We start from the raw sequence: 15656 nt of genomic DNA, 5'->3' as shown, positions 1-15656 counted from the left end.
ACCAGCGCAGAGCAATCGACGCTTCCTCCGCTATACCGACCTTCGAACTGAACAGGTGGGCTGTGAACTGCGCAGCTACATCGCGTAGGTGTCCGTGACGTGGTGGACCGTCGGTGAGGACGGCCTCGATCGTGTACGCACGGAAGCAGAGAGCGGCGCTGAATGCCTCGCTGTGCTCCGCGGCAACCTCGCCTCGGACAGGCGCATTATCAACCCGCTGCCGCCTCCGCGCGCTTGCTGCGCCATCGTGGCCGGGCGGTCATCATCGACTCCATCGAGGACTTCCACGCCCGCATCAATGCTCCCGATCTCGACGTCGACTTGGTGCTCGTGCTGCGCGGCTGTGGTCCCAAGGACTACCCGGGCATGCCCGAGGTGGCCAACATGCTGCTCCTGAAGAAACTGCTCGAACAGGGCGTGCGCGACATGCTCCTCGTCTGCGAGAGTCGCATGAGCGGCACGGCGTACGGCACCGTCGTCCTGCACATGGCACCGGAGGCCCGCTCACGCTCGCACGTACGGGGGATCACATCAGCCTCACGTACCGGCCGACGAACTCGCCCGCAGGACCCCCCGCCAAGGCCACCGTCGCCGGTTTCGCGAACCCCGGCGCGGCGGGCAACGGCTCTACCTGCACCATGCCCTCCAAGCCGACGCCGCCCCGGACCTCCTCGTCGGCTCCAGCAGCTCCGACGTAAGCCGTGAATCGCACTGGCTGACGTCCGGCTCCATGGATAACCAGCCCCGATGTCGCGGCGAGACACGACGACCACCAGAGCAGCCCTCGTGACCGGAGGCGTCGGCGGGCGGGGCGCGACAGCGACCGAATGACACAGGGCAGACGGGCTGGCGATGACCACAATCGACCGCCACGGCGCCGGAGTCTGCGGGGGCGCGACGGGAAAAGGATCTTTCGACGCCTTGACGGCTGCTGTCGGTTCCGAGTTCTCGCGGCAATCCTTCATTCTGTGCATCCGCCTGGCTCTCCCTTCCGTTTAGCTGCCACTATGACGGCTGGTGACGGAACGGATGGTCTGTGTGAAGGAGCACGATGGTCGCATCCTTGGGGGTACGCAGGGCAAGCCGCTGGCAGGACTCCGTACGACTGCTGCTGCTGATCGACGCGGCAGCAAGGCCGCTGGCCGAGGGTGAGACGGTGCCCCCTTCAACAGTGGGCGTGGTGCACACCCAGGTGCGCCTGCAGAAGCTTGACTTCTGGGTGCGCTACCCGGACTATCTGGCCTTCGAGCTCATGAATGAATACGAGGCAGCGCCTGACGAGCCGGGTCTGCTTGCCCTTGCTGCCGACATCCTGGAATCCGAAGAGCCGGACCTTCGGCGCTTTCCTATGCTGCGTCATAAGTTCGGTGCCTTCGAGGAACTCGATGACGCACTGGCGCCGCTGGTGGAGCGTGGTCTGCTGCGCAAGACACAGATCCTTGGCCGCACCGGCCAGAAGCGCGTGGTCGAGCACGTGTACTTCCTTCTCGAACGGGGCCGTGAAGTGGCCGGTTCACTGATTGAAGATGCGCCCGCACTGGAGTGGTACGCCCACCGTACTCAGCTGGTCGTGGCGCTGGTCGACGGTCTCGGCGGAACGCAGATCAAGAACAGGCAGTATCTCTTGAGTGACTATGCCGACACTCCGTGGAGGCACTACATCGGACCCATCACCGAGCCGGCCCGAGTACGGCTGCGTCAGCTGAAGGCCGCAATGCCCGTGCCAGGCGTCGACCAGGAGGCCTCGTGAGCACGCCGTCCGAAACCAGCACTGCCAAGGCAACCGGCGTCCCTCTGGCCGGCGACATTCTGCAAAGTGTCGCCTCGACAATGGGCCTGACTGCGGAACAGGTCGAACGGTCGCTCGCGGAGGCCAACATCACCTTGAAGAGCCCCGCGGCGGCCGACCGCCGGCTGCGGATGCTGCGCCTTCGGGCCCAGGGCGTGAAGCACTCGGGTGAACCCTTCAGCGTGGAGCAGGGCTTCTCCTCCGGCGTGTGGGCGATCGTCCATCCCGACAACAGTGCAGGCAAGACCAGCCTGTTGGAGTTCCTGGTCTGGCCCCTGCGTGGAGAGCCGCGAGATCTACCCCCGGACGTCCGGTCCTGGGTGCGGCATCTGAGCCTGGACCTGGCTGTGGCCGGGCGTGCCATCCGTATCGCCCTCGACATTGACCCCGACGCCCATCCGGTACTGACGGGACGCATCCTTGCCGCCGACACACCGGAGCAGCTGCTGGCCGCTGACGACAGCGGGACCGGGCTGCGGCTGCTGGGGCAGGCGTCCGGAACCGACGAAGTGGACCGCAGTATCGGATCCTTCTTCCTCGACGCGCTGCGCATGGGACACACCAGCCTGTGGCAGACCGGCGGTGGCGCCGACGGTGGAGGCGCACCCCAGGTCCACGGCTGGGCCTCGTACTTCGGAGCGTGTTACCTCAACCCGGGCGGGGACGAGATCCTTCTTGGGGACGTCAACGCAGTGGGCCTGTCCGCCCGGCTCATGGAGCTCTTCGTCGACATCCCCTACAGCACCGTCCTCACCCAGTTGTCGGTCGCCGGCAAGCGCGAGCGGAAGACCCTCGCACAGGAGAAGCGCCGCGCGGAGGGAGACGCCGACGCGCGCAAGACCGAGCGAGTCTCCTGGCAGAAACAGGTGGAGCAGCTTTCCCGCCAGATCGCCGACCTCCGGGACGCGGCAAGCAGGGATGTCTCGCCCCTGCTCCAGGCCGCCGACCAGGCCGCGGCACGCCTTCGGGAAGCGCAGGGACTGTTGCGCGAGGCCGAGCAGGATTTGACCGAGACGAACACGGCCAGGGTGCGCGCCGATCAGGCGCTGATGGACGCGCGCGAGACCTGGCAGGCACGGCGGGTGCTGGGCCGGCTCAATCCGGTGTGCTGTCCGCGATGCGAGGAGCCTCTCGACCGGGTTCGCCATCAGCAGGAGCGAGAGGACGCCTCCTGCGCGGTGTGCACCCGGCAGCTGCCCGAGGTCGACGAAGAAACTGCCGAAGTGCTGCTGCAGGACTTGGAATTGCAGCTGGGGAGCGCCCGAGAGGCCGAGGAAGCGGCGGGTCGGCAGCGCGATGCCGTGACCGGCACGGTGACGGACGCGCTCGCGGAGCAGCGGGCGGCCGCGGCGGCGCTGCAGGAAGCCCTGTCGACGTCGCAGAATCATGAGCGTCTTCGCCAACTGGAGTTGCAGGCGGCTGGTTTGGAGGGGCGCCTGGCCGCTACCGGTTCGGTCCCCGAGGAACCGCCCGTGCCCGTGTCCGCGCAGGTCCTGGCGGCCGTGACGGAAGCCGTCCGGGAAGCGGTGGATGCCTCCGCCAAACTTCTGTTCCCAGCGATGAACACCCAGATCGTTGAGCTGGCGACCCGCTTCGGAGTACAGAACCTCGACAGCGTCCGGCTCGACCGCTCGGGCAAGGTCAACGCCGTCAAGGCCGGTGTGAAGACTTCGTTCAAAAGCCTCAGCCGCGGTGACCGGCTCCGGATGCGGATTGCCACGGTCATCGCGCTGCTGCGTGTCGGAGCGGATCGCGGCGTTGCCGCCCATCCCGGTCTGCTGCTGATCGACTCGGTCGCGGCCGAGGAGGTCACCGAAGTGCCGGCTCGTACCCTAATCGCCGAGCTGCAGGCCATCGCCAAGGATCTTCCCGACCTGCAGGTGGTGCTCACCACCGCACAGCCCGAACTCGTGGATGCCCTGCCCGCCGACCAGCTCATCACCCACGATGGCGAACACATGTTCTAGTCTGCTCGCTTGAGCCCCACGTGACACAGCAGAAGGGAGAGGGACGGTGACTTCGAGCGTGGAGGAGGCCCTCCAGGAATGGGCCAGCCGCGCGAGCGAGGAGGAACTGGACTCCGGCCCCCGCATGGAGGACCTCGGCGGAGCAGACGCCGTCGCGGCAGAGGCCGACACCTGGGCCAGCGGCCCACAACTGCCCTACCTCCTCACCGCGCTGGCCCACGGCCTCGGCACCCTTCCTGACGACCGGACGCGCCCCCTCCTCGCTGCTGCCACGAGCGGACTGCGTCATCCCCACTCGGCGTGGGTCCTGGCCGACGCCCTCGACGTCGTGTGCACCCGGCCCGGACTCGCAGCCCGCCTGGGCGCCCGGACATTGAGAGATCTTGCTTCGCTCGCCGAGGATGCGCTCTCCGGCGAATCGGATCCCGCACTTGCCCAGCCAGCCATCGCCGGCCTCCTGCGCCTGGCCGTCGCCGGAGGCACCCCGCACCGTCTGCTCACACTGCTCACCGAGATCACCGGCACCGAGCCGGCCGACGCTCTGGAACGCCTACCGATCCTGATCGGCATCGCACGCGACCATTTCGCCGACACCGGCCGGCTCCTCGACGTCCTCAGCACCCTGGAAAATCAACCCGATCTCACCCCAGCCACACGGGCCGACGCGAGCTTCGAGCTGGCCCTGGCCGACGAGCGCACCGCCCTTGAGGCCGCAGACCGCACCACGGCCGACGAGCAACTACGCCGAGCCCTGATGCGATTCGCGGAGATCGACCGCAACCACGAAGCCCGCCTTGACGCCCGAGCTCACGCAGCCGCCATCAAAGCGGTCCTCGCATTCGCCGACCTTGAGAAGAATCCAACGGGCGCCGACAAAGCCCGGCAGCAACTCACCGAGGCATCCGGCCAGCTGGACGCCACCGCCGCGAACCTGGCCGCGTGGACAGGCCGCATGCACCAGCTTGACTGGCTCAGCGCACGCGGCCTCACCCAAAGCGCCTGGTCACGACTGGTCACCACCCTGAACACCGCACAGACACACCTGGACCAGCCCAGCTGGTACAACCCTGCCAGCGCCCTCAACGACCTCCTGCAGATCTACGTCGCCAGCCGCAGCATCCACATCCCCGCACCCGACGCGCCAGGACTCAACGCACTGATCAGCCCCACCCTGGAGACTCCGTTCATACGCAGCGAAGGCCTCCTGCATCAGATGGAGCAAGCCCTCGCCCACGACCCCCAGTTCACCGGTCACCCCGACGCCCAGGCACTGCACGACGCCGTACAGAAACGGCGTCAGCAATCAGCCACCACAGGGGCACAGCAGGAGGGGATGCCGGGAAAATCCCTCGAAGGCCGCCCGGCGCTTACCGCACTCTTCCTCACTGACGGCATTGCCGACCCGCATGCTCTCGACCTGCTCGAGCAGCGTGCACACGAAATCACCAAGGGATACACCCCCACCGGCAACGCCCGCGTCGATGAGCACCTGGAGACCCTGCTCGACATCATGAAGACCAGTCCAGCCTGGAAACCCAGCGACAGCCACTACTTCACCACTCTTCTTGAGCACTTCCTGCGCTTCCTCTACGACCGCTTCGACGCCCAGGCCAATCTCTACGGCGATCGCACCGCCTACCTCGGACCGGCACGCAAGAACACTGAGGGCACTGAGGTCCCCTGGAACGAGAAGAACCTCCAGGATGACTTCCACCAGCACCTCAGCCCGCTCTTCCCGCCCGGCAGCATCGAGCGGGAGAAGTGGGACGTGGCCGGCGGACGCGCCGACGTCATCTTCACGCCGCAGCCCGGCAGCCGATTCGTCGCCGAGATCAAGTGGCGCACCTCGCCGTGGAAGACCCAGGAGATTATCGAGCGGAACTACCTCGCTCAGGCCGCGAACTACACCGCTACCGGACCGCCCTTCGCGTTCCTTCTCGTCGGAGACGCCAGCGACCACTCTGCCGGCTACCGTGACATCGAAGACAGCATCTGGGTCATCAGCCATGCCCGCAGTGCCACCGAGATCCCGCGCCTGGTCGTGACCGGCGTCCTCCCGACCGCACGCCAGACCCCGTACGCGCTGCGCGTACAGCGCTCAGCCGGCACACGGGGCAGACAGCGACGCAGCGGCCAAGCCTAGAATTCCGGCTCGGTCAAGCTGTCCAGACCGCTCGTCGCCAGTCGCGTGGATTGATGCCGTAGCCATCCCGGGGTGGAACCTCGTCCCGTCCCGGGAGCGCAGCGGACGAAGCGGTCTGCTCTCTCCGTGGCCTTTCGGGGTACAAGGCAAAGGAGTTGGCCTGGATCACGGCGATGAAGTGCTCCACCTCAGTCGGGCTGACGCCCGCGGCTTCGAGGAAATCAGCTGCATCAAACCGGGCACACGCAGCTGTCTTTCTGTGCACGATGCTTCGGTGCAGCGCCGTGTCTGCCTCAGCCGTCTGCCGCTGCCGTGGGGAAGAAGCCGTGCCTGCCCGGTCCGGTGCCGGTGAACCGGTAGACGGAGGCTTGGGAGATCACCTCTGCCGGCGGGTCTCCGTTCTCGAGGATGACGGCCTGGCCGGGGAAGTCGATCATGTTCCGGTAGAAGTGGTCCACCACGTTGGAGGTCAGGTCGACGTCCTCGCCGATGGGCTCTTCGATGGGGTCCCGGTAGGTCACCACGGGCGAGTCGAGGACGATGAAGCCCGGGTGCGGCCTGGAGTTGCTCAGGCAGAACTGGGCCAGCGCGGTGGTGAATGCCGAGTGCAGGACGGAGCGGACTCCCTTGCCCCGGCTGGCCCGGGGACGGCCGCCTGCGCGGATGTCCATGGCGTACTGGTCGTATTCCGCGAAGTCCACGGCGGGGACCTTCCACGACTCCAGGGTGGCGCGCACCGCTTCGTCGAAGGTGGACAGAGTCCGGTTGGGGACGTATCCGGCGGGCCGCTGCCCCGGTCCGGCCGTCTCGCCGTCCAGATGTGAGCGCCGGTCCTCCAGTTCGTCGATGCGCTTGTGGAGTTCGAGGTTCCGCTCGATCTCCGAGCGGGCGTGCAGGTACTCGTCCATGCGTTCCCGCAGGGGCGCCAGCAGTGCCTGGGCCTCGGTAATCTCCCCGTCGCGGCGGGCGGTGTCCTGCAGTAAGCCCGCCCGCCGGGTACTGAGGGTGTCGAACTGGGCGCGCAGGTCCTCGATCGTGGGAAGAAGATCGGCGAGCAGGGCGCTGGTCTTGACTGTCTCGTTCTGCACCGCGGCGTGGAAATGGGTCGTCTCCTGCTCCTGGTGGCCGGGGTGCTGGTGTTCGGGCTCGGCGCCGCAGAAGACACATTTGCCCACCCGGAAGTAGCCCAGCAGACCGCCCGCCTCGGTCACCATCACCAGGCGGGCGAGGTCCGAGCGGTACTGCTCCTCCAGCAGCCCGAAGCGGGAGACCAGGTCGCCCACTTCCGTGAGACGGGCCTCGACCGTGGCCAGTTCCTCGGCCGCCCTCATGCGGGCGGTCACCGCGCCGAGATGACGGTCGGTGATGACCCGCAGCGTGGTGGAGTGCTCGTCGATGGACGTCTGCAGGCGCACCTGCCGGTCCCGCAGCTCCCTGACGTTCTCGCTGGTGGTCAGTTTGCTCTGCAGATCGAGGACGATCTGGTCGAGCAAGGTGATCTTTCCCTTGTTGACGCGGCGCTGACCGGCGTTGAGGCCGGTGTCGATGTCCGGGTCGCTCTCCCCGGTCAGCAGCAGCCTCATGACAGAGGCCGCCGCGGTCTTGCCACTCGCGGCGGCCGAGTGCAGGACCGGAGACAGCGGGGCGACCATCCGCGTCTCCGGGACGACCGACAGATGCACGAGGTCGTTCAGCGCCAGGGGCCGGCTGCCGCCCGCCTCGTTCTTGCGGATTCGTAAGTCGGCCAGACCCAGCTCGCCCAGCAGGAACAGCGACAGGCTGTTCCTGCTGCGAGCTGTGTGCGCCGCCGTGACGTGGACGTCGGCGAACCCGGTCACCAGGTCCCGCAGGTCCTGGCGGTAGATGTGGATGGTGTTGCTGTGCGGTGCGCGCAGCAGGGTCAGCACCGTTGAATCCGGCAGTTGCAGGCCCAGCAGGATCTGGCTGTAGCCCTCGGATTCCCGGACCTCGGGTGCCCGGGCGCCGCCGAGCATGTACTCGATGGACTCGGCGATGAACGACTTGCCGGTGTCCGAGGCCCCGTAGATCACCGTGAGCGCCGGGTCGAACTCCACGCTCGCGGTCGGCTTGTTCATGCCCGCGTAGGTGAGGTGGATCAGACGCAGATCACCCATGGCCCGCCTCACCCGGTGCGAGGTGGGCGGAGGCGCGGCCGATGATTTCCTGCGTCGCGGAGCGGGCGTCCGTGCCCTGCGCGAAGTGGTGGACCACCCATTCGGCTCGCTCGCGCAGCGACTCGGCGTAGGGCGCTTCGAGGACGTCGACGAAGACCGGCCCACGGTCGGTGGCCGCATACATCAGGCCCTCGCTGCGGTCCACCACGCCCGCGAGGCCTGCCCTGATCAGGACGCGGAGCCCTTCTTCCAGGACGGCCCGCTTCCTGCCAAGTTCTCCTGCCCGTGCCGGCAGGTCCGGGTGGAGGCTGGGAGGCCCGTCGAACTCACCGCTGTGGAGCAGCACATAATCCAGCGCGACCAGCTGGGCCAGGTCCATGGGCTCGGGGTGACTCTCCGCGAGGAGGGCCAGGGCGCGGACGCCGACCTCGAGCGGACTGTTGAGCGGGATCACCGTTCTCCCTCCCGGCACCATGTCAGACGGTCTTCGTTCGCCAGGTGATGGCATACCCCTTTACGTGCCCTCGCCCCCGCGAAGGAGGCCAGGGCCGTCTGGGTGAGCTGCACGGTCCCGGCGGCCTCCATCACAGCGCTGTGCCGCTCCCAGCCGTCCGGGTACGCGCGGGCCGCCGTTTCCACGACGATGTCGTACACATCCTGCTTCACCTGATCGAAGTAGGCGGGCCGGGTGGCGTCCCGGGCGAACACGCGTAGGGCCTCGGCCGCGTAGAAAGCCACGCGCTGCCGCTTGAGGTGCTCGTCGGCTTCCCCGACGCCGGCTACTTCCTCCAGGCTGTTGATCGTGCCGGGGAAATGCTCGCGGTAGACGTCGACGAGATGCTGGACGTAGCGGGCTTCGTCCTCGCGGTGCTGCGCAGGCGGAAGCATCGTCTGCGGTCCGCCCTCGAAGGGGGCGTGCGGAAACCGGTCGAGCCAGTGCGGGGTCGTTTTGTGCAGCGCGAGCATCTCGTCCAGGTCGATGCACTCGAACATGGCGAAGTCGGTGGCCGCGGCCAGCTCCTGGACCGCTCTTCGCTGCTCACCGGTGAGATTCACGACGAGCTTGTCCCTCGTCGTGGAGAGTTCCTGCAGGAACTTGGCCCGGCACTCGGTCGGCTTCGCGAACTGGCGGGGCAGGCTGCGTGAGATCACCGGCGCGACGAACACGTACCGGGTGGGCACGGTGAACTCGCCGTCCGCTGCCGCCACGAACATCTTGCGCATCTCCTGGGCGGCGGTCGACCAGGTTACGGCGGCGGCGTACCGCTTGCACTGGTAGTTGTGCCATTCCCCCTCCAACCGTTCCCGCGACAGGCAGCCGGCCACGTCGATCCCGTGGTCCCCCGAGCCGCCGTGCCGTTCGACCAGGATGTACTGCGGCTCCAGTGCGGGCACCCACTCCTTCACGAACTCCTCGAACTCGTCCGGATCGTAGAAGGAGACGATCTTTTTCGGTGATGGCATCGACGCCATACGCAGCGTAGGCGGCAGCACTGTCAGTGGCGCCGGGCCTGCAGCCTCTGGCTCTGCATCCTGCGGATCCGACACCCCGTCATCCCCCTTGGCCTGTCAGGCGACACCACGCGTATCACTCCTGAGCAGACGCTTTTCATACCCCTGCGAGGTCGCACCAAACGGTAGGGCGGACGCACCCCCAAGATGTGGCCGGTTCCGGGGCACCAGCGGGACCTGAGGGCGACGCCTTCCCGGACGGCGCCTCGCCCATGCTGCCGTGGACCCTCTCCCCGTCACCGCACGAGGGCGACCCATAGCCATCGCTTGCGGTGGACTCCTGCGGACCGCCCGGGAGTTGGGGAGGAGCCCGCCTCCGAGCAGCGGATGAGCCGTTGCGGAACCGCCACCATCCCGCGGGCGAGTCCGCACACAGCGTTCGTCGGGATCCTCCTGGCTCGCAGCTGCGGACGGTCCTTCGCCGAGGGCGTGGCAGGCCAGGCCGGCGGCCGTCCGAGAGCCCGGTCTCAGGGCCGTCGCACAGACCACGCAGAGTCCGCACCGGCCGTTGCCCGGGATGCAGACCCAGGCACTCGCCCGGGGCGCACACAGTGCTCACCGCCGGGACCAGTTCTTCGTCCTCTCCATCCACCGATTGGTGCCTCATGACGTTTCCGCGAATGCTGCACCAGCGCAGGAACAGCCAGTCGCGTGTCGTGGTCCTTGAACGTCTCAAGAATTCCCGGCACTACGGGCCGGAAGAGTACTCCTGGGGAGTACTCCGAAACACCATGTTCACTTGGCATAAATGCTGGATTTTCCGTCTGTCGACCGGTTCCCGGGATGCGTAGCGTCAGCGCGGCAGCGGGACAACGGCCTGGCCACGTGGGACGCGGGGTCAGGCCGACCACCAGCAAGGAGGCTGGATTCATGGTTGGTAGAACAAAGCGCGTACTGGCTGTCGCGGCTGGATGCGGGCTGATCGCCGCAGTGAGCACCGGGTGCGGCAACGGCCCGGCCGGCGGCTCCCAGTCGGGTGACACCGTCACCGTCGGGGCAATTCTTTCCCTGTCGGGGACGTTTTCCACGCTCGGCCCCCCGGAGCAGACGGCCATTCAGATGGGAATCGACGCGGTCAATTCCGCGGGCGGCGTCTCCGTCGGCGGCAAGAAGTACAAGCTCAAGGTCAAGGTCATCGACGACAAGTCCGACGCCGGAACCGCGGGCGTCGCCGCCTACCGGCAGCTGGCGGTCGTGGACAAGGTCCCGGCGCTGGCCATCGGCCTGGGCACCTCGAACTACCAGTCGGTGATCAAGCGCAACCCGCTGCCGGTCCTGAACATCCTGGACAGCACCTACCCCAGCATCCTGCGCTACAGCGACCACCTGTTCCTGGTGCGGACCGCGTCGCCGGGGTACGCGCCGGGCTGCACCTGGTATGCCAAGAACGTCCTCAAGAAGAAGAGCATCGCGATCATCGGCGCGAGTGCGGACACGTACTCCGCGGGCCTGGAGACGCTGGTCGAGAAGAGCGCGGCCTCCTACGGGCTGAAGGTGAGCGCGCACGCCGACTACCCGGCCGGAACAACCGACTTCTCACCCTTCATCCAGAAGGCGATGAAGTCCAAGCCGGAGGCCATCTACCTCGCCGGTGACACCGCCGAGATAGATGGCCTGCGGATGAGAGGCCATCGCCTTCTGGATGAAAGACGAGAAGTCCGTCGTACCGGCCGGGTAGTTGGTGTGTGCGCTCACCTTGACCCCGTAGAAGTCCGCGCTCTTCTCGACCCAGGTCTCCAGGCCCGCGGAGTAGGTGCTCGCACTCGACCCGATGATCGCGATGCGGTCGGCCTTCAGGACGTTCTTGGCGTACCAGGTGCAGCCCGGCGCATATCCCGGCGTCGCGGTCCGCACCAGGAACAGCTGGTCGCTGTAACGCAGGATGCTGGGATAGGTGCTGTCCAGAATGTTCAGGACCGGCAGCGGGTTGCGCTCGATCACCGACTGGTAGTTCGAGGTGCCCAGGCCGATGGCCAGCGCCGGAACCTTGTCCACGACCGCGAGCTGCCGGTAGGCAGCGACACCGGCCAGTCCTACATCGGACTTGTCGTCGATGACCTTGACCTTGACCTTGTACTTCTTGCCGCCGACGGTGACGCCACCCGCCGCGTTGACCGCTGTGGTGCCCATCTCCATGGCGGTCTTCTGCGGGGGGCCGAGCGTGGAAAACGTCCCCGAGAGAGACAGGATCGCCCCAAGGGTGATGGTGTCCCCGCTCTGGGAGCCGCCGACCAGGCGGTTACCGCACCCGGTGCCCAGTGCGGCGATGAGCCCGCATCCAGCCACGATGGCCAGGGCACATCGTGCGTTTCCCACCATGAATCCAGCCTCCTTGCTGGCGGCGTCGGCTTGGCCACGCGTCCCACGTGGCCAAGCCGGTACAGGCTCATCCCGACCTGGGGCTGGTCCAGGGCGACGCTCGGATAGCCGACGAGGTCACATTCAGGGGAAACACCACAACCTCGTGCATGGGATCTGTCAGGCCTCGGAGACTTTCGGGCAGACGGCGGCAGCGGCGGACCCGCAGGCTATGGCCTGCGGCTGCCAGCTCATCGGGAGTGCCGGTGTCCATGTTTGCAGTATCCGCCAGGTCGCTCCGGCTCGACATCGCTGACTGGTCTGCTGGTGGCTGGCCCCTGTACGGGAACGCCCTGCTAGGGCCAGTTCCGACGTCCGCGCGGCCATCGTGGCCGTAGTCAGTCCAGCACAAGCGGGCGACACTCGATCACAGTCCTCGCTCCTGGGGCTTCGACGAGATCATCCTCAAGACCCTGGCCGCGATCGACTGGCTCATGCATCACGCTCGGCTTGCTGTCACTCAGGGTGACAGGTTCCGGGCTCAGCGAAGCTCCATCGGGCCAGGAGGGAAGGCCAGCTGATCGATATCGAACGAGAGGGGGATCCGCATACGGGGGCATCGGGGAAAACGGCATCCAGATGCCCGGCCTACGGGACACGGTCATCGCCCTCATCCTGACCGGTGTGCTCCCCCGTCTGAGGACAGGGATCAAGGTGTCGTGCAGCTCCGAGGTGAGCCGTCCTAGCTGGTCGTAGGCCGTAGGGCTGCCTGGGCAAGGAGGGAGAGTCCTTTGCCTGCGAGGGTGTCCCATCTCGTGTAGGCGTCGCTGTCGGGAAGGCTCACGTAGAAGGGCACGGCGACGACCCTCGCTCCCGCGGCTACGCCGGCGGCCACGCCTGGGGGTGAGTCCTCGATCACGATGCACCGGGTGATGTCGGCGTTGAGGAGGTCCGCTGCCCGCAGGTAGGCGTCGGGTGCCGGTTTGCCGTGTTCGACGTCCTCGCCGGTGACGATGGCGTCGAACGCGGCGAAGGGGAGGGCGCTCACCACGGCGTTCGCGATGGGGCGGAACGACATCGTGACCAGGGCGGTCGGGATGCGTGCGGTGTGCAGCTCCTGGAGGAGTTCCAGTGCGCCGGGGCGCCAGGGGATGCCGTGTCGGAGGCGCTGCTGCACCGCTGTGACGACGTCGGTGACGATGGTGTGGGCGTCGCGCTGGGCGCCGGCCTTGATGGCGGTGGCGGCCATGTCCCACAGGTTGGCGCCGATCAGCGCGTGGTGGTCGGTGTCGCTGAGTGTCCCGCCGCAGGATGCGACGAGTGTGGTGAGGGCGTCGGTGAAGTAGGGCTCGGTGTCGACGATGGTGCCGTCCATGTCCCACAGGACGGCTGCGGGCAGAGTGTTCACACGGTGGCCGTGGCCGCGCAGAGGGTGAGGGCTTCGTCGAGGCGTTCGAGCAGGAGGGCGATGTCGGCCTCGGTGTAGACGAGCTGCGGGCGGATCTTGAGGACGTTGTTGTGGGGGCCGGCCACCGAGATCAGCACGCCGAGGTCGCGCAGGGTGTTGACCAGCTCCAGCGCGTGCACGCTGTCGGGGGTGCGGGCCTGGCGGTCGGAGACGATCTCCACGCCGAGGAAGAGACCGGCGCCGCGGACGTCGCCGATGGCGGGGTGGCGCTCGGCGAGGCTGCGGACGCCGGCGCGCAGGAGTTCGCCGAGGGTTTCGGAGCGGGCGGGGAGGTTCTCTTGCTGGATGACGTCGAGGACGGCCTGGGCGGCTGCGATGGGTACGGAGCTGCCGCCGAAGGTGTTGAAGTAGGGGACGGTCGCGCCGAAGTGGCCGACGATGTCGCGGCGGCCGACCATGGCGGAGACCGGGATGCCGTTGCCCATCGGCTTGCCGAGGGTCACCAGGTCGGGTACGACATCGTGCCGGGCGAAGCCCCAGAACGCCGAGCCGGTGCGGGCGAAGCCGGGCTGTACCTCGTCGGCGATGAAGAGCGCTCCGGCCTGATGGGTGGCGCGCAGTGCGGGCGCGAGTACGGCGGGGTCGGACAGGACGCCGTCGGAGGCGAAGATCGTGTCGGCGAGGAACGCGGCAGGCCGGATGCCGCGGGCGCGCAGCCGGTGGAACGCGGCGGTGATCTGTGCGGCGAACCAGGCGCCGAGCTGGTGGCCGCTGCCCTGGCGGTAGGCGTCGGGTGCGGCGGCGAGTTCGGTGAAGGAGCCGAGGACGTAGTCCTTGCCCATCGCCGGGGAGACGTCGGCGACCAGCGAGGTGGTGCCGTGGTAGGCCTCGGCCGTGACGACGACGCCGGTGCCGCCGGTGGCGTGCCGGGCGATCCGCAGCGCGAGGTCGTTGGACTCCGACCCGCTGTTGGTGAACATCACGGTGTCGAGGTCTTGGGGGAAGGTGGCGAGGAGCTGCTCGGCGTAGTCGAGGACGCCGCGCTGCAGGTAGCGCGAGTGGGTGCTGAGGGTGCCCATCTGCCGGTGGACCGCCTCGACGACGGCGGGGTGGGCGTGGCCGATGCTGGCGACGTTGTTGTAGGCGTCGAGGTATTCGCGGCCCTCGGCGTCCCATACGCGGGTGCCGGCGCTGCGGACGAGGTGGACGGGGCGGCGGTAGAAGAGCCGGTAGCTGGGGCCGAGGACGCGCTGGCGGCGGGCGATCAGGGCGTGGTCCTCGGGCGGGAGGTGATCGGCATCGGTGGTGGAGAAGCTGTTGCCGTCGAGGATCGTCGAGCGTGTCAACGCGGGCCTTCCAGAGCTGGTGGGTGCGGGCAGTGCACAGGGTGGGTGGCGAGGGCAGGGGCCGGTGGCGTGGTTAGAGGGCGGCGAGCCACTGCGGCCAGCGGGGGTCGGCCATCGCGGCGCGGGCCCGGGCGAGCTTCCAGGTGCCGTACTTGAAGTAGTCGAAGTCCCAGCTGTCGTTGAGCTGCTGGTTCACGCAGCCCCACAGGCCCCACTTCACGTCGGCGAGTGCGGCGCAGACGCGGACCCGGGAGACGACGTCCCACCTCGCGGCTCCGTAGAACTCTTCGATGCAGGCCATGGAGCGTGGCTCGTCGTAGAAGAACTCCGCGAGCACCAGGGCGAGTTCGTAGGCGCGTTCGTTGTTGGAGGCGAACTCGAAGTCGATGAGCTTCATGGGCCCGGTCGGGGAGGTCAGGAAGTTGCCCGGCATGGGGTCGTTGTGACAGGGGACGAGGTCCAGTCCCGAGGCTTCCAGGGCCGCCCGGGCGGCCTGCGTCTCGCGCAGCAGCGCGGGAGCGGTCGGCGGCAGTACGACGCCGAGCCCGCTCACCTGCTGCAGATGCTCGTCGATCATGTCGAAGAGGGTTTTGGTGACCGGGAGCGGCCCGGTGCTGTGGAAGGCGCGGAAGAGGTTCAGGACACCCTGGGTGATGTGCCACATCTTCATGTCGCCGTTGGTGCAGGCCCGGTAACCGTCGAGGAATTCGACGATCTCGATGCCGCTGTCGGGGAAGAACGCGGCGATCCGCGGGCTGATGCCAGCCTGCGCGGCGCGCATCCCGGCGGTGTGAGCGTTGCCGCGGTCGATGAACGTCTCCGTGCCGGCCCCGGGGAGCTTGACGAAGTACTGCTGTTCCTCGTCGTCGAAGCGCACCCGCCAATTGCTGTTCTGCAGGCCGCCGAAGACGGGGCTGGTGGTGAACCGGCGCTCGGCCCACCCGGGCACCGAGCGCACCGCGTCGTACACGGTTCGGGCGGCGTCCGCGTCCGGCGCGATGGCGTCCGGCGTCTCGGTGCCGGCGATGGAAGTGTCCTGGTCGATGGTCATGTTCGTG

11 protein-coding genes and 1 pseudogene are annotated in these 15656 nt (G+C 67.7%); 5 read left to right on the top strand and 7 right to left on the bottom strand.

The window, feature by feature from the left end; translation table 11 throughout:
- The first annotated feature begins 162 nt into the window (after positions 1-162).
- The 4 genes from ACIQPR_RS09445 (at position 163) to ACIQPR_RS09430 (ending at position 5899) form a co-directional block, all read left to right on the top strand.
- A complete protein-coding gene (locus tag ACIQPR_RS09445) occupies positions 163-705 on the top strand; it encodes a dihydroxy-acid dehydratase (protein ID WP_403644403.1) in 543 nt (180 codons plus the stop codon).
- A 346-nt stretch (positions 706-1051) separates the two neighbouring features.
- A complete protein-coding gene (locus ACIQPR_RS09440) occupies positions 1052-1750 on the top strand; it encodes a hypothetical protein (RefSeq protein ID WP_403644400.1) in 699 nt (232 codons plus the stop codon).
- On the top strand, positions 1747-3756 hold the full coding sequence (locus ACIQPR_RS09435) for a hypothetical protein (RefSeq protein ID WP_403644398.1): 2010 nt from the start codon (positions 1747-1749) through the stop codon (positions 3754-3756). The genes ACIQPR_RS09440 and ACIQPR_RS09435 overlap by 4 nt, the downstream gene beginning before the upstream one ends.
- 46 nt (positions 3757-3802) lie before the next feature.
- The gene (locus ACIQPR_RS09430; RefSeq protein ID WP_403644396.1) at positions 3803-5899 is read left to right on the top strand and encodes a hypothetical protein; all 2097 of its coding nucleotides are present in this window, start codon (positions 3803-3805) and stop codon (positions 5897-5899) included.
- Positions 5900-6192: 293 nt separating this feature from the next.
- On the opposite strand, the gene ACIQPR_RS09425 is transcribed toward ACIQPR_RS09430, so the two are convergent.
- From ACIQPR_RS09425 to ACIQPR_RS09415, 3 genes are read right to left on the bottom strand one after another with little or no spacing between them, the layout of a single operon-like run.
- Positions 6193-8034, bottom strand: coding sequence for a hypothetical protein (locus ACIQPR_RS09425; protein ID WP_403644393.1), 1842 nt, complete (start codon positions 8032-8034; stop codon positions 6193-6195).
- A complete protein-coding gene (locus ACIQPR_RS09420; protein ID WP_403644390.1) occupies positions 8027-8488 on the bottom strand; it encodes an ABC-three component system middle component 2 in 462 nt (153 codons plus the stop codon). Before ACIQPR_RS09420 ends, ACIQPR_RS09425 begins: the two co-directional genes overlap by 8 nt.
- Positions 8485-9582, bottom strand: a complete 1098-nt coding sequence (locus ACIQPR_RS09415) for an ABC-three component system protein (protein WP_403644388.1) — start codon at positions 9580-9582, stop codon at positions 8485-8487. The genes ACIQPR_RS09420 and ACIQPR_RS09415 overlap by 4 nt, the downstream gene beginning before the upstream one ends.
- A gap of 747 nt (positions 9583-10329) precedes the next feature.
- Here ACIQPR_RS09415 and ACIQPR_RS09410 point away from each other — a divergent pair.
- Positions 10330-11088: pseudogene (locus ACIQPR_RS09410) on the top strand (ABC transporter substrate-binding protein); the annotation flags it as partial.
- On the opposite strand, the gene ACIQPR_RS09405 reads toward ACIQPR_RS09410, so the two are convergent.
- The 4 genes from ACIQPR_RS09405 to ACIQPR_RS09390 form a co-directional block, all read right to left on the bottom strand.
- Complete coding sequence (locus tag ACIQPR_RS09405; protein ID WP_403644386.1) at positions 11083-11865, bottom strand: ABC transporter substrate-binding protein; 783 nt, start codon at positions 11863-11865, stop codon at positions 11083-11085. The pseudogene ACIQPR_RS09410 and the gene ACIQPR_RS09405 overlap by 6 nt on opposite strands.
- 721 nt (positions 11866-12586) lie before the next feature.
- Positions 12587-13252 (bottom strand): HAD family hydrolase, encoded by a 666-nt coding sequence (locus tag ACIQPR_RS09400; RefSeq protein WP_403644383.1) that lies wholly within the window; start codon positions 13250-13252, stop codon positions 12587-12589.
- Complete coding sequence (locus tag ACIQPR_RS09395; RefSeq protein WP_403644380.1) at positions 13249-14598, bottom strand: aspartate aminotransferase family protein; 1350 nt, start codon at positions 14596-14598, stop codon at positions 13249-13251. The genes ACIQPR_RS09400 and ACIQPR_RS09395 overlap by 4 nt, the downstream gene beginning before the upstream one ends.
- A gap of 73 nt (positions 14599-14671) precedes the next feature.
- Positions 14672-15649, bottom strand: a complete 978-nt coding sequence (locus ACIQPR_RS09390; protein ID WP_403644378.1) for a phosphotransferase — start codon at positions 15647-15649, stop codon at positions 14672-14674.
- Positions 15650-15656: the final 7 nt, after the last annotated feature.

The sequence above is a fragment of the Streptomyces sp. NPDC091280 genome, from assembly GCF_044768565.1.
Classification (GTDB): domain Bacteria; phylum Actinomycetota; class Actinomycetes; order Streptomycetales; family Streptomycetaceae; genus Streptomyces.
The sequence above is the reverse complement of the archived record's forward strand: the minus strand, read 5'-3'. Positions and strand labels throughout refer to the sequence as shown.